The following is a 15,962-nucleotide window of genomic DNA, read 5'->3' on the forward strand; positions in this document are numbered from 1 at the left end:
GCTCGCGAAAGCGGTGTATCAGCCAGCAGAATAAGCCGACTGAAACGACGCCTTCGCGAGCAAGCCCGCACAAGGAGGGGTTGGATCAGGCATCGTTCTCGTGGGTCAGCTCCAGCACCCGGTCCACCAGCTTGTTGATGCCCGAGGCCGCTTCGCTGATGGACTTGGCCAGCATGTAGGCCGGGGTGGTGACCAGTCGACGCGCGGTGTCCTCGACGATGTCGGTAACGGCGCAGTCTTCGTGGGTGCCACCCATCCGGGTCACGGCCGCTGCCGTGTCGGCGTCGTTGCCGATGGTGCAGAGCACGCCGGGGCCGTAGATCTTCGCCGCCAGGGCCGGCGAGATGCAGATCAGGCCCACCGGCTTGCCGGCTTCGGCAAAGGCTTCGGCCAGCGCCAGCACCTGCGGCTGGACCGTGCAGCCGGCGCCCTCGACGGCGAAATTGGAGAGGTTCTTGGCCGCGCCAAAGCCGCCGGGCACGATCAGCGCGTCGAAATCCTCGGCCCTGGCTTCGCGCAGGTCCTTGACGTCACCCCGGGCGATGCGCGCCGACTCCACCAGCACGTTGCGAGTCTCGGGCATCTCTTCGCCCGTCAGGTGGTTGATCACATGCAGTTGGGCAATGTCGGGGGCGAAACATTGGACCTGGGCACCGCGCTGGTCGAGGCGCAGCAAGGTGATCACGCTCTCGTGGATTTCGGCGCCGTCGTACACGCCACAGCCGGAAAGGATCACTGCAATTTTTTTGCTCATGGGTTTTTCTCCAGATTCATGGCGTTAAATGTCCACTAATTTGTCATTCGTTGCCATAGGGTTATCCGGCAGCTACACCTAATCTGCCGACTATCTCCCTGCTTCGCTTGCCCGGGTCGCATCATGAATTTCATTCTGTATGCCGTGCCGTTCTTCTTCGTCCTGATTGCCGTCGAGCTGCTCGCCGATCGCTGGCGCGGGGTCAGCCACTACCGCATCGCGGACGCGATCAACAGCCTGAGCACCGGGGTGCTGTCCACCACCACCGGGCTGTTGACCAAGGGCCTGGGGCTGGTGACCTACGCCTTTGCCTTGAACCACCTCGCCGTGTTCCAGTTGCCGGGCGACCAGGCGTGGACCTGGGTGCTGGCCTTCGTGCTCTACGACTTGTGCTATTACTGGCTGCACCGCATGGGCCATGAACGCAATATCCTCTGGGCCGCCCATTCGGTGCATCACCAGAGCGAGGACTACAACCTGTCCACCGCGTTGCGCCAGACCAGCACCGGCTTCCTGTTGAGCTGGATCTTCTACCTGCCGCTGGCGGTCGTCGGGGTGCCGCTGGTGGTGTTCGTCAGCGTCGCGGCACTGAATCTGCTGTACCAGTTCTGGGTCCACACCCAGCACATTCCCAAGCTCGGTTGGCTGGAGTGGTGTTTCGTCACGCCGTCCAATCATCGTGCGCACCATGCACAGAACCCTCTCTACATGGATCGCAACTACGGCGGGGTGTTCATTATTTGGGACCGTCTGTTTGGCACCTTCCAGGAGGAAGACGACAACGAGCCGGTGATCTTTGGGGTCACCACGCCGCTGGCCAGCTGGAATCCGCTGTGGGCCAACCTGCAGTTCTATGCCCAGTTGTGGGCGGACGCCCGGCGGGCCGGGCACTGGTGGGACAAGCTGCGGATCTGGTTCATGCCCACCGGTTGGCGGCCGGCGGACGTGGCGGCGAAGTATCCGCTGGCCAAGCCGGACTTGAGCCGCTTCGAGAAGTTCGAGGTGCCGTTGGACGGGCGCCAGCAGTGGTACGTGGCGCTGCAGTTTTGCGTCTACATTGCCCTGGGCAGTTACTTGATGAACCTGGAGACCCAGCTGCCGGTCACCGCGCTGGTGCTGGGCTGGAGCGCCGTGGCGCTGGGGTTGTTCGTGCTGGGCACGACCCTGGAGAATCGCCCCTGGGCGCTGCGGCTGGAGTGTCTGCGACTGGCGTCGGGCGTGCCGCTGGTGTGGTTGGCGCCGATGGCCGGGTTATGGCCGGCCGGCCCCTTGGCCTGGGTTGGCGTGCTCAGCTATGGCCTGCTCAGCGGCATCGGCCTGTACTGCTGCCGTAGCCGGTTCACTCGGCTGGCGTCGTAGGTTCGCCGGACTGGCGCTGCGCCAGGCGTTCGGCTTCAAGGGTCTTTTTCGCCAGCCGGGCATTCTTGATACGGCGCCGCAGCCACAAGCCCAACCCCAGCACCAGCAACGCGCCCAGTACCCACAACTCGTACTTCTTGATGCTGCCCAGCATGCCTTCGAGCACCGCGCCGAAGTGATACGCGGCGGCGGCCAATGCCGTGGCCCAGATCGCCGCGCCGATGCCGTTGAGCAACAGGTAGCGGCCCGGCGGGTAGCCCGACAGGCCGATCGCCACCGGCATCACCGTGCGCAAGCCATAGACGAAGCGGAAGCTCAGGACCCAGATGTCCGGGTGCCGGCGGATATGTTCCAGCGCGCGATCACCCATCAATTGCCAGCGCGGCTTGCGCGCCAGCAGCTTGCGCCCGTGCTTGCGGCCCAGGAAATACCAGAGCTGGTCGCCGGCGTAGCTGCCACAGAACGCCACGACCACCACGAGGTTGATGTCCATGTAGCCGCGGAACGCCAGGAAACCTGCGAGCACAAGGATGGTTTCACCCTCGAAGAACGTGCCGATGAACAGGGCCAGGTAGCCGAAGTCATGTAGAAATTGCTGGAGCATTGTCTGGGTGCTGGCGAAATGAACGCGCAGCCTAACCCTTCGGGCACATTCAGGAAAGTATCGAAATGTGTCTCGACGTGAACATTTCCTACAACGACAATAACTGCGACGACAGGTCACAGGTGCGCACAACTGTCATGTGTTCGTCATAATGGCCGCTTATAACTGTCACGCTCGCCCGTCAGCGGGCTCAGGAGTCTGCCGTGAGCTTTACCCCCGCCAATCGTCTGTTCCCTGCTACCCGCCTGCGTCGCAATCGCCGTGATGAGTTCTCTCGTCGGCTGGTGCGTGAAAACGTGCTGACCACCGATGACCTGATCCTGCCGGTGTTCGTATTGGACGGCGAGAACCGTCGTGAAGCGGTGGCGTCGATGCCCGGCGTGGAACGCCTGACCATCGACTTGCTGCTCGAAGAAGCCGCCGCCTGGGTCGAGCTGGGCATTCCGGCGTTGGCACTGTTCCCGGTCACGCCGCCGGGCCTCAAGTCCCTGGACGCCGCCGAGGCGTGGAACCCGGACGGCATCGCCCAGCGCGCGACCCGCGCCTTGCGCGAGCGTTTTCCCGAGCTGGGGGTGATCACCGACGTGGCGCTGGACCCGTTCACCACCCACGGCCAGGATGGCATTCTCGACGAAGACGGCTACGTACAGAACGACATCACCGTCGATGCGCTGGTCCGGCAGGCGTTGTCCCACGCCGAGGCCGGTGCCCAGGTGGTCGCGCCGTCGGACATGATGGACGGGCGCATCCAGGCGATTCGCGAAGCCCTCGAAGTGGCCGGTCACGTCAACGTGCGGATCATGGCCTACTCGGCCAAATACGCCAGCGCCTACTACGGGCCGTTCCGCGATGCGGTCGGCTCGGCCCTGAACCTGGGCAAGGCCAACAAGGCTTCTTACCAGATGGACCCGGCCAACAGCCATGAAGCCCTGCACGAAGTCGCGGCCGACTTGTCAGAAGGGGCAGACATGGTCATGGTCAAGCCAGGCATGCCCTACCTCGACATTCTTTGCCGGGTCAAAGACGAATTCAAAGTGCCGACCTTCGTTTACCAGGTCAGCGGCGAGTACGCCATGCACATGGCTGCCATCCAAAACGGCTGGTTGAGCGAAGGGGTGATCCTCGAATCGCTGACCGCCTTCAAGCGCGCAGGCGCCGATGGCATCCTGACGTACTTCGCCGTGCGCGCCGCCCAATTGCTACGAGAGCAGAAATAGCCTCCCAGGAACTTGCGATGAATACCGAAGGACTCTCCGAAGTTGCCGTAAAAGACGCTCAACCCGTGATCGAGCAAATCGCCGAAACGCCGCCGGAGGTGGAGCCCGCTCCCGCGGCGGCCGAGCCCGCCCCGGCCCCGGCGATTGCCATCCCCAACCTGGATGACAGCAGCCTGTACATCCACCGCGAGCTGTCGCAACTGCAGTTCAACATCCGCGTGCTGGAGCAGGCGCTGGACGAGTCCTATCCGCTGCTGGAACGGCTCAAGTTCCTGCTGATCTTCTCCAGCAACCTGGATGAGTTCTTCGAGATTCGTGTCGCCGGCCTGAAGAAACAGATCACCTTCGCCCGCGAGCAGGCGGGCGCCGACGGCTTGCAGCCGCACCAGGCGCTGGCGCGTATCAGCGAGCTGGTCCACGGCCAGGTGGACCGCCAGTACGCCATCCTCAACGACATCCTGTTGCCGGAGCTGGAGAAGCACCAGGTCCGCTTCATCCGTCGGCGCAACTGGAACACCAAGATCAAGACCTGGGTGCGCCGCTATTTCCGCGACGAGATCGCGCCGATCATCACCCCGATCGGCCTCGACCCGACGCACCCGTTCCCGCTGCTGGTGAACAAGAGCCTGAACTTCATCGTCGAGCTCGAAGGCGTCGACGCCTTCGGTCGCGACTCCGGCCTGGCGATCATTCCCGCACCGCGCCTGCTGCCGCGGATCATCCGCGTGCCGGAAGACGTGGGCGGCACCGGCGACAACTATGTGTTCCTGTCGTCGATGATCCATGCCCACGCCGATGACCTGTTCCAGGGCATGAAGGTAAAGGGTTGCTACCAGTTCCGCCTGACCCGTAACGCCGACCTGTCGGTGGACACCGAAGACGTCGAAGACCTGGCCCGCGCCCTGCGCGGCGAGCTGTTCTCCCGTCGCTACGGCGATGCGGTGCGCCTGGAGGTGGCCGACACTTGCCCGAAACACCTGTCCGACTACCTGCTCAAGCAGTTCAACCTGCACGAGACCGAGTTGTACCAGGTCAACGGTCCGGTCAACCTGACCCGGTTGTTCAGCATCACCGGCCTGGACAGCCACCCGGAACTGCAATACCTGCCGTTCACGCCGCAGATCCCGAAACTGCTGCAGAACAGCGAGAACATTTTCAGCGTGATCAGCAAGCAGGACATCCTCTTGCTGCACCCCTTCGAGTCGTTCACGCCAGTGGTCGACCTGCTGCGCCAGGCGGCCAAGGATCCCCACGTCCTGGCCGTGCGCCAGACCCTGTACCGCAGCGGCGCCAACTCGGAAATCGTCGACGCCCTGGTGGATGCGGCGCGAAACGGCAAGGAGGTCACTGCGGTGATCGAATTGCGCGCACGGTTCGACGAAGAGTCCAACCTGCAATTGGCCAGCCGCCTGCAAGCGGCGGGCGCGGTGGTGATCTACGGCGTGGTCGGCTTCAAGACCCACGCCAAGATGATGCTCATCCTGCGCCGCGAAGCCGGGGAGATCGTGCGTTACGCCCACCTGGGCACCGGCAACTACCACGCCGCCAACGCCCGCCTGTACACCGACTACAGCCTGCTGACCTCTGACGATGCCCTGTGCGAGGACGTCGGCAAGCTGTTCAGCCAATTGATCGGCATGGGCAAGACGCTGCGCATGAAGAAGTTGCTGCATGCGCCGTTCACCCTGAAGAAGGGCATGCTCGACATGATCACCCGGGAGACCCAGTTCGCCCTGGACGGCAAGCCGGCCCACATCATCGCCAAGTTCAACTCGCTGACCGATCCGAAGATCATCCGCGCGCTGTACAAGGCCAGCCAGTCGGGCGTGCGCATCGACCTGGTGGTGCGCGGCATGTGCTGCCTGCGCCCGGGCATCCCGGGGGTGTCCCACAACATCCATGTGCGCTCGATCATCGGGCGCTTTTTGGAGCACACGCGGGTGTTCTACTTCCTCAACGGCGGCGAGGAACAGATGTTCCTGTCCAGCGCCGACTGGATGGAACGCAACCTCGACAAGCGGGTCGAGACCTGCTTCCCGGTGGAAGGCAAGAAGCTCATCCTGCGGGTCAAGAAGGAGCTGGAAAGCTACCTCACCGACAACACCCACAGCTGGAGCCTGCAGTCGGACGGCCGCTATATCCGCAACACGCCTACCGGCAACCAGAACCCGCGCAGCGCCCAGGCGACGTTGCTGGAGCGCTTGAGCAGCCCGGTACTGACGGTGAGTTGAGGAACAGGCAAGTCGGGTGTGGCGAGGGGATTTATCCCCGTTGGGTCGCAAAGCGGCCCGTTCAACGCAGTATGGGCGAGTGCAGACACATTTCAGACAGAGCCCTGATACTGCGGTGTGTCAGACAGTTGATAGGGGCCGCTTCGCGCCCCGGCGGGGATAAATCCCCTCGCCACAACGGGGCTCGTGGGGCCGATCAGTGGATGTTCAACACGATCCCCACCCGCGTCAGCCACTCGGCTTCCTGGGCAAAGTCGGCCTGGGTCAGCTGGTTTTCCTCCAGCCAACCGTCGGGGAACATCACGTCCAGTTGATCGCCATCGGCGCGCAGGGCCACCTGGGGCATGGCCTGGGTGCCACGGATGTGGTGGAACAGGATCGCGAAGCGCAGCAGCACGCACAGGCGAATCAGCTTGATGCCGTCATCGCCGAATTCGGCGAACTTATCCTTGGGAATGTTGCGCCGGTGCCCGCGCACCAACAGTGCGAGCATCTGCTGGTCTTCCCGCGAGAAGCCCGCCAGGTCGGAGTGCTCGATCAGGTAGGCGCCGTGCTTGTGGTAGTGATAGTGGGCGATGTCCAGGCCCACTTCATGGACCTTGGCGGCCCAGCCCAGCAGCTCGCGCCAGACGCCGTCGTTCAGGTCCCAGTCGTCAGCCACCTGGTCGAAGGCGTGCAACGCCTTGCGCTCGACCCGCACGGCCTGTTCCTGGTCCACGTGGTAGCGTTCCATCAGCGAGCCCAGGGTGCGCTCGCGGACGTCTTCATGATGATGCCGGCCCAGCAGGTCGTAGAGCACGCCTTCGCGCAACGCGCCTTCGCAGTGGTCCATGCGTTGCAGTTCGAGGGCGTCGAAGATCGCTTCGAGGATCGCCAGGCCCGCCGGGAAAATCGCCCGGCGGTCGGGCTTGATGCCTTCGAAATCGATCTTGTCCGACTCGCCGAGCTTGAACACCCTGCGCTTGAGCCAGGCCAGGCCTTCGGCATTGACCTCGCCGGAGCCATGGCCGCCGGCCTTGAGGGCCAGGCCTATGGCGCGGATGGTCCCCGAGGAGCCGATGGCCTCGTCCCAGGCCAGGCGGTGCAGGGCGTGCTCGATGCTCATGATTTCCAGGCGCGCCGCCGTGTAGGCCTGGGCATAGCGGGCCGGGGTGATCTTGCCGTCGCGGAAATAACGCTGGGTGTAGCTGACGCAGCCCATCTGCAGGCTTTCGCGCAGCAGCGGTTCGAAGCGTTGGCCGATGATGAATTCAGTGCTGCCACCGCCGATGTCGGCCACCAGGCGCTTGCCCGGGGTGTCGGCGAGGGTGTGGGAAACGCCCAGGTAGATCAGGCGGGCTTCCTCCCGGCCGGAAATGACCTCCACCGGATGGCCGAGGATCGCTTCGGCGCGGCGGATGAACTCGCCGCGGTTGCGCGCCTCGCGCAGGGCGTTGGTGCCGACGATCCGCACCGCGCCCAGGGGCATGCCGTTGATCAGTTGGGCAAAGCGCTTGAGGCAATCGAGCCCGCGCTGGATGGATTCTTCGCTCAGCTTGCGCTCTTCGTCGATGCCGGCGGCCAGTTGGACCTTCTCGCCGAGCCGCTCAAGAATGCGGATTTCCCCGTTCTGGGCTTTGGCGACGACCATGTGGAAGCTGTTGGAGCCCAGGTCGATGGCAGCGATCAGGGACAGATTCTTGGCTTGGGATGGCGGCATGGGCAAAAAGTCTCGGTCGATAACCTTGCCATCCTGCCACGATCGACCGCTCACGCCAACGGATGTTGCCGGGTTTCGCCCGCTGGCAGTTCTCGGGGGTTCGCAAGGAACTTATGTAGGAAAGTGTCTGCTGTTTTATAGAGGGTGGCGGTTTCCTACGATTTACGATGATGTTTCCTGCTTATTTTTAAGGATTTTTTTTCGATACTTTCGCCCGGCAATTTCGCCGTGATGCGGTTGTGGCCTCTTTTCAATTCAGGATGAAGTGCCGCGTGTGTTTTGAATGTGGTTGGAATAAGGAAATTCCAGATGTTGCAGGATTGACATCAAGTTGATGCGGTTTTAAGGAAGTGGAAATGAGAAATAATCTTGGATGGATGGCAGTCGGTGCGCTCGTTCTTGCGGGCGCCAACGTGCAGGCGGCTGATCTGCAAGTGGCAGGCAGTATCGTTCCTGGCAGTTGCTCGCTGAATATTCCTACTTTGACGGTCGATTATGGGCGAATCAGTGTCAATGACCTGAGTCCTGATAGCTACACCAGTCTGGGCAAGCTGAATACGCCGTTCAACATTACCTGCGACGGCCCGACGCTGGTTGGATTAACCGCTGTGGATAATCGAGTCGCCAGCAAGAAACACATAGTCATGACGGTGGTCGATCCCATGCTGGCCTTGCCGGTCAATTGCTACGGGTTGGGCACGAACGCCGATGGCGCAAAAATCGGCGCGTTCAGCATGCATGTTCGCAATTATTCTGTAGATGGAAACACCAATTTCGAAACCGTGCTCAAGATTCAGAACAGCTGGCTGCGCGCTAACGATACCGTGCGTAACGACCTGACACCTCTAACCTGGCGCGCTGTTGGAACCTATGATCCGCATCTCTTGACTACGGTCACGGGTGAGCTTGAAGTTGAAGCGGTGATCAATGACACGACAGAGCTTGTCGTGCGGGAGGATCTCCAGATCGATGGCAGTGCTACGTTGGTAATGAACTACATCTGATGCCGGTGCCAGTCCCGGTCCCGGACCCGGGGCTGGTTCTTACTGAGCGTTGGAGGTTTGGCTTGATTGAAATGGATACCTTAGTAACAGGGCCTGAGTCAGACAGCGGCCACTCCGTCGATCTCCAGGTCCGTTAACGGATGTGCATGAATATCTGTTGGCAACCTATTTTTATAAGAAAACTATGTAGGAAAGCTTCTGTTGTTTTGTAGTCGTTAGAACTTTCCTACATTTTATGATGATCTTTCCTGCTTATCTTTAGGTTCTTTTTCTCGATACTTTCGCCCGGCAATGTTGCCGCGATGTAAGTCGCTGTGCCTGTTGAGATTTATGGCGAAGTTCCGCAGTTGTAGTTAATGCGGTCGGTGTAGACGGCTCTCCAGGTGCTGCATGGCTGACATCAAGTTGATGCTATTTGAAGGAACTAAAATGAAGAACAAATTTGGATTGGCGGCAATCGCTGCTCTGGTTTTGGCTGGCACCCATGTACAGGCGGCTGACCTGCAAGTGACGGGGAGTATTGTCCCAGGCAGTTGTTCGCTGAATATTCCTACTTTGACAGTCGACTACGGTCGTATCAGCGTCAAGGACTTGAGCCCGGACAACTACACCGGACTGAACAAGCTGAATACAGCGTTCAATATCACCTGTGATGGCCCGACGCTCGTTGGCTTGACCGCTATGGATAATCGGGCAGCCAGCAAAAAACATGAGGCCATGGCGGTAATCGATCCTGGACTCGCCGCGCCACTCAATAGCTTTGGGCTGGGCACGAACGCCAATGGCGACAAGATCGGGGCCTACAGCGTGCATCTGCGTAATTATTCTGTAGACGGGGGCACGGATTTCAAGACCATCTTGTCCGCAGTGGGGTCGGGTGGTTGGATTAACGCAGGAGATTTTCTGCGTAGCCAATCCAGTTACATGCTGTCGTGGTCTCCAGATACCGCTACTGCTCCGCATCTCTTGACTACCGTCACCGGTGAGCTGGAGATCCAAGCGGCGATCAACAACACCACCGAACTCGTCGTGACGGAAGACCTGCAAATCGATGGCAGCACGACGCTGGAGTTGAGATACATCTAAATGGCACGGCCAGCCCCGACCCAGGGGCTGGCTCCTTGCCGGGCATCCTGGCTCTGTGCTGCCGATGAATGCTGACGACCCGTCCAGGCGTCAGGATGCAGCCCATCGAGCTCGATCATTTCAAACCCTATGTCACTCCACGAGCGTCGACTCGTGGTGGGAGAGCGTGTGTGTTGGATTTCTCATTGAAACCTGGATCGGCCCTGCGCGCAGTGCTGTACCTGGGTTGTTTCGTTTGCGCCCCGACCCTGGCCGCCGGCATGCAACCGGAAACCACGGTGGTCATTTTCTATGAAGAGGATGGCCAGGCCAGTATCAATCTCACCAATACGGATGCCGGCCCCACGCTGCTCCATTCCAAAGTCGAACACATACCCGAAGACCCCGAACTCTCGGTGATCGTGACGCAACCGGTGGTGCGCGTCGATGCCGGGCAAACGCAGTTGATCCGCTTGGTCGGGTCATTCAAGGAGCCGCTCAAAACCCAGCGATACAAACGTGTCACCTTCGAAGGGATCCCGCAGAAGAAAACCGAGGGAGGGGCCACCGTCGGCATCAACATCCGGCACAACTTGCCGCTGATCATCCATCCCAAGGGCCTGCCCCGGCACCAGGCTCCCTGGCAATTGCTGAAGTGGACCGTCGCGGACGGACACCTGGCGGTCCAGAACGACAGCCCCTACGTCGTGCGCTTATCCGAGCGGGTGCAGTTGAACCCGGCCAGCACTTGGGTGGCCTTGCCGCGCACTTACGTCCTGCCGGGCGAGACACTGACGGCCGAGCTCCAGGAGCCCGCGTCCGCCGTCAAGTCGGTGACGATCCAGCCCGCGACGTTGTATGGGTTCGCGATTGGCAACTTCGATGCGCCGGTCGTGAATCAATGAGCGAGCGCATTCATGCCGCGCTGTATCCGGGCCTGCGCAGTGGTGTCCGTCGATGCGTCGGCATCGGGATGGGGAGCCGCACCTGGACGCACAAATGGGCCTTGTCCGCAGCGATCTGCTGTGGCGTCGGCAGCCAGGTGTTCGCCCAGGCGCATGCGCAGGCCGACCGTTCGTTTGCCCAGTTCGATACCTCGATTCTTTCTTCCCGGGGGATCGACCCTGGTGTTTCCGACTATTTTCGCACTGCGCCGCGTTTTCATGAGGGCTCGCGCGTGGTCAGCCTGCGGGTCAACGGCAACCCCATGGGCTTGACCGAGGCGCGGTTCGATCGGGACGGCGAGCTGTGCTTCACCCGAAGCCTGCTGGAAAAGGCCGGTGTACAGGTGCCCGCCGCGATCACCGACCCGGGAGGCGGGGAGGGCGAGGCCTGCCATGATTTCCTGGGGCGATTCCCCACTACCGTCGTCAGCCTGCTGCCCAATCGCGAGGAGGTGGCGCTGGTGGTTCCGAGCGAGGCGTTACGAGAACCGGAGTTCAACGAGGGTGCGTTTTCCCAGGGCGGCCTGGCAGGGTTGCTCAACTACGACGTGTTGGGCCTGGACAGCCAATCGCGCTCGGGCGGTGGCAACCGGTATCTGTCCGTGGCCACGGAAGCCGGCGTCAACCTGGGGGACTGGATCGTGCGCAGTCGCCAGCTCTACACCTCGATCAATGGCGTGCAGGACAGCGAGCATCTGTACGCCTATGCCCAGCGCGATGTGCGGGCGTTGCAATCGACTTTCCAGGCCGGCCAGCTTTCCAGCAACAGCCCGGTGTTCGGTGGCGTGCAGTTTTCCGGTCTCCAATTGTTCCCCGATGGGGTAAAGCGCGGGGATGGCGCGCGGGGGCCCATGGTGGAGGGGTTGGCCTTGAGCCAGTCCCGGGTGGAAGTCCGCCAGTCCGGTGCGTTGATTTATACGACGCTGGTTCCGGAAGGTCCCTTCACACTCGGCAATCTACCGCTGCTCAACGGCACCAGCGATCTTGAGGTCAGCGTGATCGAAGAAAATGGCGCAGAGCAGCGCTTTGTCGTACCGGCGGCGTCTTTGCGCGGCATGGCACCCGCTCAAGCCGGCTATTACCTGTCCCTGGGGCAGGCGCGTGGCTCGGGAGAGCGCGACGGTGAACAGCCCTTGCTGGCAATGGGGAGCGCAACCTGGGGGATCGGGCGCAGCTCGGCGCTCAGTAGCGGTTTGGTCGGTGCCCAGAATTACCAGGCCGCGGGCCTTGGGCTCGATACCCGCCCCCTGGCCAACCTCGCGGTGGGCGTGCGGGGCAACGTCTCCCATGACAAGGCCAGCGGCCAGTCGGGCGGGCGCAGCAGTCTGTCGCTGGGGACTTCCCTGGCCGCCGACCTCGACCTGTCATTCAGCGTGACCCGGCAGACCCTGGGCTATCGGGAGGTCTCGCAGATCCACTACGTCGACAAGGAGCTCGACCGCGAGGATTTCTACGCGTCGCGCTTCAAGAGCCAATACACGGCCGGGCTCGGCTGGTCCGATCCGGCGCTGGGCGGTTTCTCGGTGGGCTACACGCAGTCGTCGCAGTTCGATAACCAGACCTATGCACGCTTGTACGGCTCGTGGAACCGTTCGTTCAAGCACGCGAACGTGGGTGCCTACGTGGATTCGGCCATGGGCACCTCAAGCGCGTACGACGAGGGCGTGTCCGTACGCCTGCAGGTCAGCGTGCCGCTGGGCAGGGACCGGCGCGCTCGTTCTTCGCTGACGCACCAGGGCAGTCGTTCGACCCTGGCGGCGGCCTACAGCGAACGTGTCAACGACGCCCTGAACTATGAGCTGGGGCATGAGCGAGGGCTGAACCACCCGCAATCCCTGACCCGCGCCAACGTCAACGCCTTGCCGCGCTTCGCCCAGGTCGGGCTCGGGGCCAGCCAGGACCGTTCCAGTACCCAGTACAACGGCTACCTCAGGGGAGGCGTCGTCGCCCATGGGCAGGGGCTGACCTTTTCTCCGTACAGGGTCCAGGAAACGTTCGGCATCGCCTCCGTGGAGGGCGTTCCCGGGGCGCGGATCAGTACGCCGCAGGGGCCGGTGTGGACCGATTCCCAGGGCCGTGCGGTGATCGCCAGCCTGCCGGCCTATAACAACAGTCGTGTCGAGCTGGACACCCGGTCACTGCCCAAGCGTGTCGATATCCAGAACGGAACCCAGGTGCTGAGCGCCGGGCGTGGCTCGTTCAATGCCGTCGATTTCTCGGTGCTCAACGTCCGCAGGCTGTTGCTCCAGGCTCGCGACGAAAGCGGCGAGGCACTGCCACAAGGCGTCTCGGTGCTGACGGCCAATGACGATTTCCTCACCAGTGTGGCCGGCGAAGGCATGATTTTTCTCAGCGATATCAACGGGCAGCAGGCCCTGAAAGTCGCGTTGTCGGGGGCCAGGACGTGCCAGCTCCAATTCGAACTCATGGAAAACAATGATGAAGATCTTCCTTATGAGACCGCTTCGGCGGTCTGTCGCGACTTCCCGGCCGACGAGGCCATGGCGTCTGCCGATGAGCCTGGGTTGCCTGGCCCTGCTACTGGCGAGCCCAGCGAAGGCTGAGCCATGCCATGTGTCGCTGAGCCAGGACCGGCTCGACTATGGCCGCCTGCATCAGGGCGAGCTGCTGGTCGACCAGCCAGGCCAGGCAGAGCTGACGCTTGGCAAGCGGACCTTGAACCTGAATGTGGTCTGTGCCGAGCCCACCGCGATCGCCTTGCGTTTCGACGGCCCTGGCGCCGGTGCCGAGGCCTTCGGCCTGGGCCCCCAGGGACGTTTCACCTTGAGCCTCAAGCGGCCGCGGCTGGATGGGCAGGCTGTGGAATTGTTCCAGGGACGTGCGCGTTCCCTGGAGCACAGCAGCCGCTTGTTGCCCGGCCAGACACTGGTTGCCCGGCAGGGGGGCTCGGCTGTCCAGGGGCGAATGTTTTCCGCGCAGGTCGAGGTCGAGACCTACTTGCCAGCCAGTGCGGCCCGGGTCCGCGATGAGACGGTGATCGATGGGCGCGGGCGCTTCGAGCTGGTGCCCCACCCCTGAAGGTCAGGCGGCCGGTTCCACGGTGCCGATGAAATTCGCCAGCTCCGCTGTCCGCGGGGCGGCGAACAACACCTTGGGATCGCCCACCTCATGCACCTTGCCCTGGTGCATGAACACCAGTTTGTCCCCGACCTCCCGGGCGAAGCGCATCTCGTGGGTGACCATGATCAACGTCATGCCTTCCCGGGCCAATTTGCGTACCACGCCGAGCACTTCGTTGACCAGTTCCGGGTCCAGGGCCGAGGTGATCTCGTCGCACAGCAGCACCTTCGGTGACATCGCCAGGGCGCGGGCGATCGCCACCCGTTGCTGCTGGCCGCCGGACAGGCGTTCCGGAAAGGCATCGAATTTCTCGCCAAGGCCGACCCGTTCGAGCATCTGCCGCGCCAGTTCGGCTGCCTTGGCCTTGGGCACTTTCTGCACGACCTGGGGCGCGAGCATCACGTTTTCGCCGACCGTCAGGTGTGGGAACAGGTTGAATTGCTGGAACACCATCCCGACTTTCTGCCGCAGGCTGCGCAGGTCGGCACGGGCCGCATCGAGGTATTCGCCGTCCACTTCGATCACGCCGTCGTTGATCGATTCCAGGCCGTTGAGGGTGCGCAGCAAGGTGGATTTGCCCGAGCCGCTGCGGCCGATGATCGCCACCACCTGGCCTTCCTCGACGCTCAGGTCGATGCCCTTGAGCACGTGGTGATCGCCGTAGTACTTATGCAGGGCGGTGATTCTAAGCAGAGGCATGCAGTCTCCTTTCCAGATAGCGCGCACTGAGGGACAGGGGGTAGCAGAGCAGGAAATAACCGAGGGCGACCAGGCCATACACCATGAACGGCTCGAACGTGGCATTGGCGAGCATGCCGCCGGTCTTGGTCAGCTCGGTGAAGCCGATGATCGAGGTCACGGCCGTGCCCTTGACCACTTGCACGGAAAAGCCCACGGTCGGCGCCACGGCAATGCGCAGGGCCTGGGGCAGGATCACATGGCGCAACTGTTCCAGCGGGTTGAGCGCCAGGCTTGCCGAGGCTTCCCATTGGCCGTTGGGAATCGCCTCGACGCAGCCGCGCCAGATCTCCGCCAGGTAGGCACTGGTGAACAGCGTCAGGGCGATCGCCGCCGCCATCCAGGGCGAGATCTCGACGCCCGCCAGGGCCACGCCGAAGAACACCAGGAACAGTTGCATCAACAGCGGCGTGCCCTGGAACAGCTCGATGTAGGTGCGGGCGACATTTCGTGCCAGGGTATTCCTGGCGATGCGCAGCACCAACACCAGCAAGCCGACCACGCCGCCGCCGATGAACGCCACCAGGGATAGCGCCAGGGTCCATTGCAGGCCGGTGAGCAAGTTGCGCACCACGTCCCAGAACGTGAAGTCACTCATGGGTGCTCCTGGCAATGTAGCGTCGCCCCACCCAGTTCAGGAGCTGGCGGATCATCAGTGCCATGCACAAGTACACCAGGGTCGTCAGGGCGTAGGTTTCGAAGGCGCGAAAGTTGCGCGACTGGATGAAGTTGGCAGCGAAGCTCAGCTCTTCGGTGGCGATCTGCGAACACACCGCCGAGCCGAGCATCACGATGATGATCTGGCTGCTCAGGGCCGGCCAGACCTTGCCCAGGGCTGGCAGCAGCACCACGTGCCGGAACGCTTCGAAGCGGCTCATGGCCAGGGCCGCGGCGGCTTCCAGCTGCCCGCGGGGGATGGCCTGGATGCCGGCGCGAATGATCTCGGTGGAATAGGCGCCAAGGTTGATCACCATCGCCAGCACCGCCGCCTGCCATTCGGAAATCTGCACGCCCAGGGACGGAAGGCCGAAGAAAATGAAGAACAACTGCACCAGGAACGGCGTATTGCGGATCAACTCCACGTACACGCCGAAGAGCGCCGCGAATGGGCGGATATTCCACGCCCGCACCACGGCCCCGACGATGCCCAGGCCGACCCCGAGCAACGCACCGATGGCCGTCAGCTCCAGGGTGAACAGGGCGCCGCGCACCAGCAACTCGGTGTTTTGCACCACCGGCAGAAAATCGAACTGATAAGCCATGCTC

At 62.4% G+C, this 15,962-nt stretch carries 14 protein-coding genes; 8 read left to right on the forward strand and 6 right to left on the reverse strand.

Annotation, left to right across the window (positions count from 1 at the left end; translation table 11 throughout):
- Nucleotides 1-85: 85 nt before the first annotated feature.
- The gene (gene elbB, locus Q6A48_RS02140; protein ID WP_304551592.1) at nucleotides 86-754 is read right to left on the reverse strand and encodes an isoprenoid biosynthesis glyoxalase ElbB; all 669 of its coding nucleotides are present in this window, start codon (nucleotides 752-754) and stop codon (nucleotides 86-88) included.
- Nucleotides 755-877: 123 nt separating this feature from the next.
- Between elbB and Q6A48_RS02145 the strand changes: the two genes are divergently transcribed.
- The gene (locus Q6A48_RS02145; protein WP_304551594.1) at nucleotides 878-2,113 is read left to right on the forward strand and encodes a sterol desaturase family protein; all 1,236 of its coding nucleotides are present in this window, start codon (nucleotides 878-880) and stop codon (nucleotides 2,111-2,113) included.
- On the opposite strand, the gene Q6A48_RS02150 is transcribed toward Q6A48_RS02145, so the two are convergent.
- Nucleotides 2,094-2,717 carry a DedA family protein gene (locus Q6A48_RS02150; protein ID WP_304551596.1) on the reverse strand — a complete coding sequence of 208 codons (624 nt, stop codon included), beginning with the start codon at nucleotides 2,715-2,717 and terminating at the stop codon, nucleotides 2,094-2,096. The genes Q6A48_RS02145 and Q6A48_RS02150 overlap by 20 nt on opposite strands.
- A gap of 203 nt (nucleotides 2,718-2,920) precedes the next feature.
- On the opposite strand from Q6A48_RS02150, the gene hemB reads away from it, so the two are divergent.
- Nucleotides 2,921-3,934, forward strand: a complete 1,014-nt coding sequence (hemB, locus tag Q6A48_RS02155; protein ID WP_304551597.1) for a porphobilinogen synthase — start codon at nucleotides 2,921-2,923, stop codon at nucleotides 3,932-3,934.
- A 17-nt stretch (nucleotides 3,935-3,951) separates the two neighbouring features.
- Complete coding sequence (ppk1, locus tag Q6A48_RS02160) at nucleotides 3,952-6,165, forward strand: polyphosphate kinase 1 (RefSeq protein WP_304551599.1); 2,214 nt, start codon at nucleotides 3,952-3,954, stop codon at nucleotides 6,163-6,165.
- Nucleotides 6,166-6,361: 196 nt separating this feature from the next.
- Here the strand turns inward: ppk1 and ppx are convergent, their stop codons facing one another.
- The gene (gene ppx / locus Q6A48_RS02165; RefSeq protein ID WP_304551601.1) at nucleotides 6,362-7,864 is read right to left on the reverse strand and encodes an exopolyphosphatase; all 1,503 of its coding nucleotides are present in this window, start codon (nucleotides 7,862-7,864) and stop codon (nucleotides 6,362-6,364) included.
- A 356-nt stretch (nucleotides 7,865-8,220) separates the two neighbouring features.
- Between ppx and Q6A48_RS02170 the strand changes: the two genes are divergently transcribed.
- From Q6A48_RS02170 to Q6A48_RS02190, 5 genes are all read left to right on the forward strand, one after another.
- Nucleotides 8,221-8,868 carry a DUF1120 domain-containing protein gene (locus tag Q6A48_RS02170; RefSeq protein ID WP_304551603.1) on the forward strand — a complete coding sequence of 216 codons (648 nt, stop codon included), beginning with the start codon at nucleotides 8,221-8,223 and terminating at the stop codon, nucleotides 8,866-8,868.
- 390 nt (nucleotides 8,869-9,258) lie between these two features.
- The gene (locus tag Q6A48_RS02175) at nucleotides 9,259-9,954 is read left to right on the forward strand and encodes a DUF1120 domain-containing protein (RefSeq protein ID WP_304551604.1); all 696 of its coding nucleotides are present in this window, start codon (nucleotides 9,259-9,261) and stop codon (nucleotides 9,952-9,954) included.
- 185 nt (nucleotides 9,955-10,139) lie between these two features.
- A complete protein-coding gene (locus tag Q6A48_RS02180; RefSeq protein ID WP_369811650.1) occupies nucleotides 10,140-10,838 on the forward strand; it encodes a fimbria/pilus chaperone family protein in 699 nt (232 codons plus the stop codon).
- A complete protein-coding gene (locus Q6A48_RS02185) occupies nucleotides 10,835-13,441 on the forward strand; it encodes a fimbria/pilus outer membrane usher protein (RefSeq protein WP_304551605.1) in 2,607 nt (868 codons plus the stop codon). The genes Q6A48_RS02180 and Q6A48_RS02185 overlap by 4 nt, the downstream gene beginning before the upstream one ends.
- The gene (locus Q6A48_RS02190; RefSeq protein ID WP_304551606.1) at nucleotides 13,392-13,916 is read left to right on the forward strand and encodes a DUF1120 domain-containing protein; all 525 of its coding nucleotides are present in this window, start codon (nucleotides 13,392-13,394) and stop codon (nucleotides 13,914-13,916) included. The genes Q6A48_RS02185 and Q6A48_RS02190 overlap by 50 nt, the downstream gene beginning before the upstream one ends.
- A 3-nt stretch (nucleotides 13,917-13,919) precedes the next feature.
- Here the strand turns inward: Q6A48_RS02190 and Q6A48_RS02195 are convergent, their stop codons facing one another.
- The 3 genes from Q6A48_RS02195 to Q6A48_RS02205 are packed head-to-tail and all read right to left on the reverse strand — an operon-like array spanning nucleotide 13,920 to nucleotide 15,958.
- Nucleotides 13,920-14,657, reverse strand: coding sequence for an amino acid ABC transporter ATP-binding protein (locus Q6A48_RS02195; RefSeq protein WP_304551607.1), 738 nt, complete (start codon nucleotides 14,655-14,657; stop codon nucleotides 13,920-13,922).
- On the reverse strand, nucleotides 14,644-15,294 hold the full coding sequence (locus tag Q6A48_RS02200; RefSeq protein WP_304551608.1) for an amino acid ABC transporter permease: 651 nt from the start codon (nucleotides 15,292-15,294) through the stop codon (nucleotides 14,644-14,646). The genes Q6A48_RS02195 and Q6A48_RS02200 overlap by 14 nt, the downstream gene beginning before the upstream one ends.
- Nucleotides 15,287-15,958 (reverse strand): amino acid ABC transporter permease, encoded by a 672-nt coding sequence (locus Q6A48_RS02205; protein WP_304551609.1) that lies wholly within the window; start codon nucleotides 15,956-15,958, stop codon nucleotides 15,287-15,289. The genes Q6A48_RS02200 and Q6A48_RS02205 overlap by 8 nt, the downstream gene beginning before the upstream one ends.
- Nucleotides 15,959-15,962: the final 4 nt, after the last annotated feature.

The sequence above is a fragment of the Pseudomonas citrullilanati genome (assembly GCF_030580855.1).
Classification (GTDB): domain Bacteria; phylum Pseudomonadota; class Gammaproteobacteria; order Pseudomonadales; family Pseudomonadaceae; genus Aquipseudomonas; species Aquipseudomonas citrulli.

What these genes read in the sequence shown, in the direction of transcription:
- elbB (WP_304551592.1), bottom strand. Translation starts at nt 754, where the DNA reads ATGAGCAAAAAAATTGCAGTGATCCTTTCCGGCTGTGGCGTGTACGAC.
- Q6A48_RS02145 (WP_304551594.1), top strand. Translation starts at nt 878, where the DNA reads ATGAATTTCATTCTGTATGCCGTGCCGTTCTTCTTCGTCCTGATTGCC.
- Q6A48_RS02150 (WP_304551596.1), bottom strand. Translation starts at nt 2,717, where the DNA reads ATGCTCCAGCAATTTCTACATGACTTCGGCTACCTGGCCCTGTTCATC.
- ppk1 (WP_304551599.1), top strand. Translation starts at nt 3,952, where the DNA reads ATGAATACCGAAGGACTCTCCGAAGTTGCCGTAAAAGACGCTCAACCC.
- ppx (WP_304551601.1), bottom strand. Translation starts at nt 7,864, where the DNA reads ATGCCGCCATCCCAAGCCAAGAATCTGTCCCTGATCGCTGCCATCGAC.
- Q6A48_RS02170 (WP_304551603.1), top strand. Translation starts at nt 8,221, where the DNA reads ATGAGAAATAATCTTGGATGGATGGCAGTCGGTGCGCTCGTTCTTGCG.
- Q6A48_RS02175 (WP_304551604.1), top strand. Translation starts at nt 9,259, where the DNA reads ATGGCTGACATCAAGTTGATGCTATTTGAAGGAACTAAAATGAAGAAC.
- Q6A48_RS02185 (WP_304551605.1), top strand. Translation starts at nt 10,835, where the DNA reads ATGAGCGAGCGCATTCATGCCGCGCTGTATCCGGGCCTGCGCAGTGGT.
- Q6A48_RS02190 (WP_304551606.1), top strand. Translation starts at nt 13,392, where the DNA reads ATGAGCCTGGGTTGCCTGGCCCTGCTACTGGCGAGCCCAGCGAAGGCT.
- Q6A48_RS02195 (WP_304551607.1), bottom strand. Translation starts at nt 14,657, where the DNA reads ATGCCTCTGCTTAGAATCACCGCCCTGCATAAGTACTACGGCGATCAC.
- Q6A48_RS02200 (WP_304551608.1), bottom strand. Translation starts at nt 15,294, where the DNA reads ATGAGTGACTTCACGTTCTGGGACGTGGTGCGCAACTTGCTCACCGGC.
- Q6A48_RS02205 (WP_304551609.1), bottom strand. Translation starts at nt 15,958, where the DNA reads ATGGCTTATCAGTTCGATTTTCTGCCGGTGGTGCAAAACACCGAGTTG.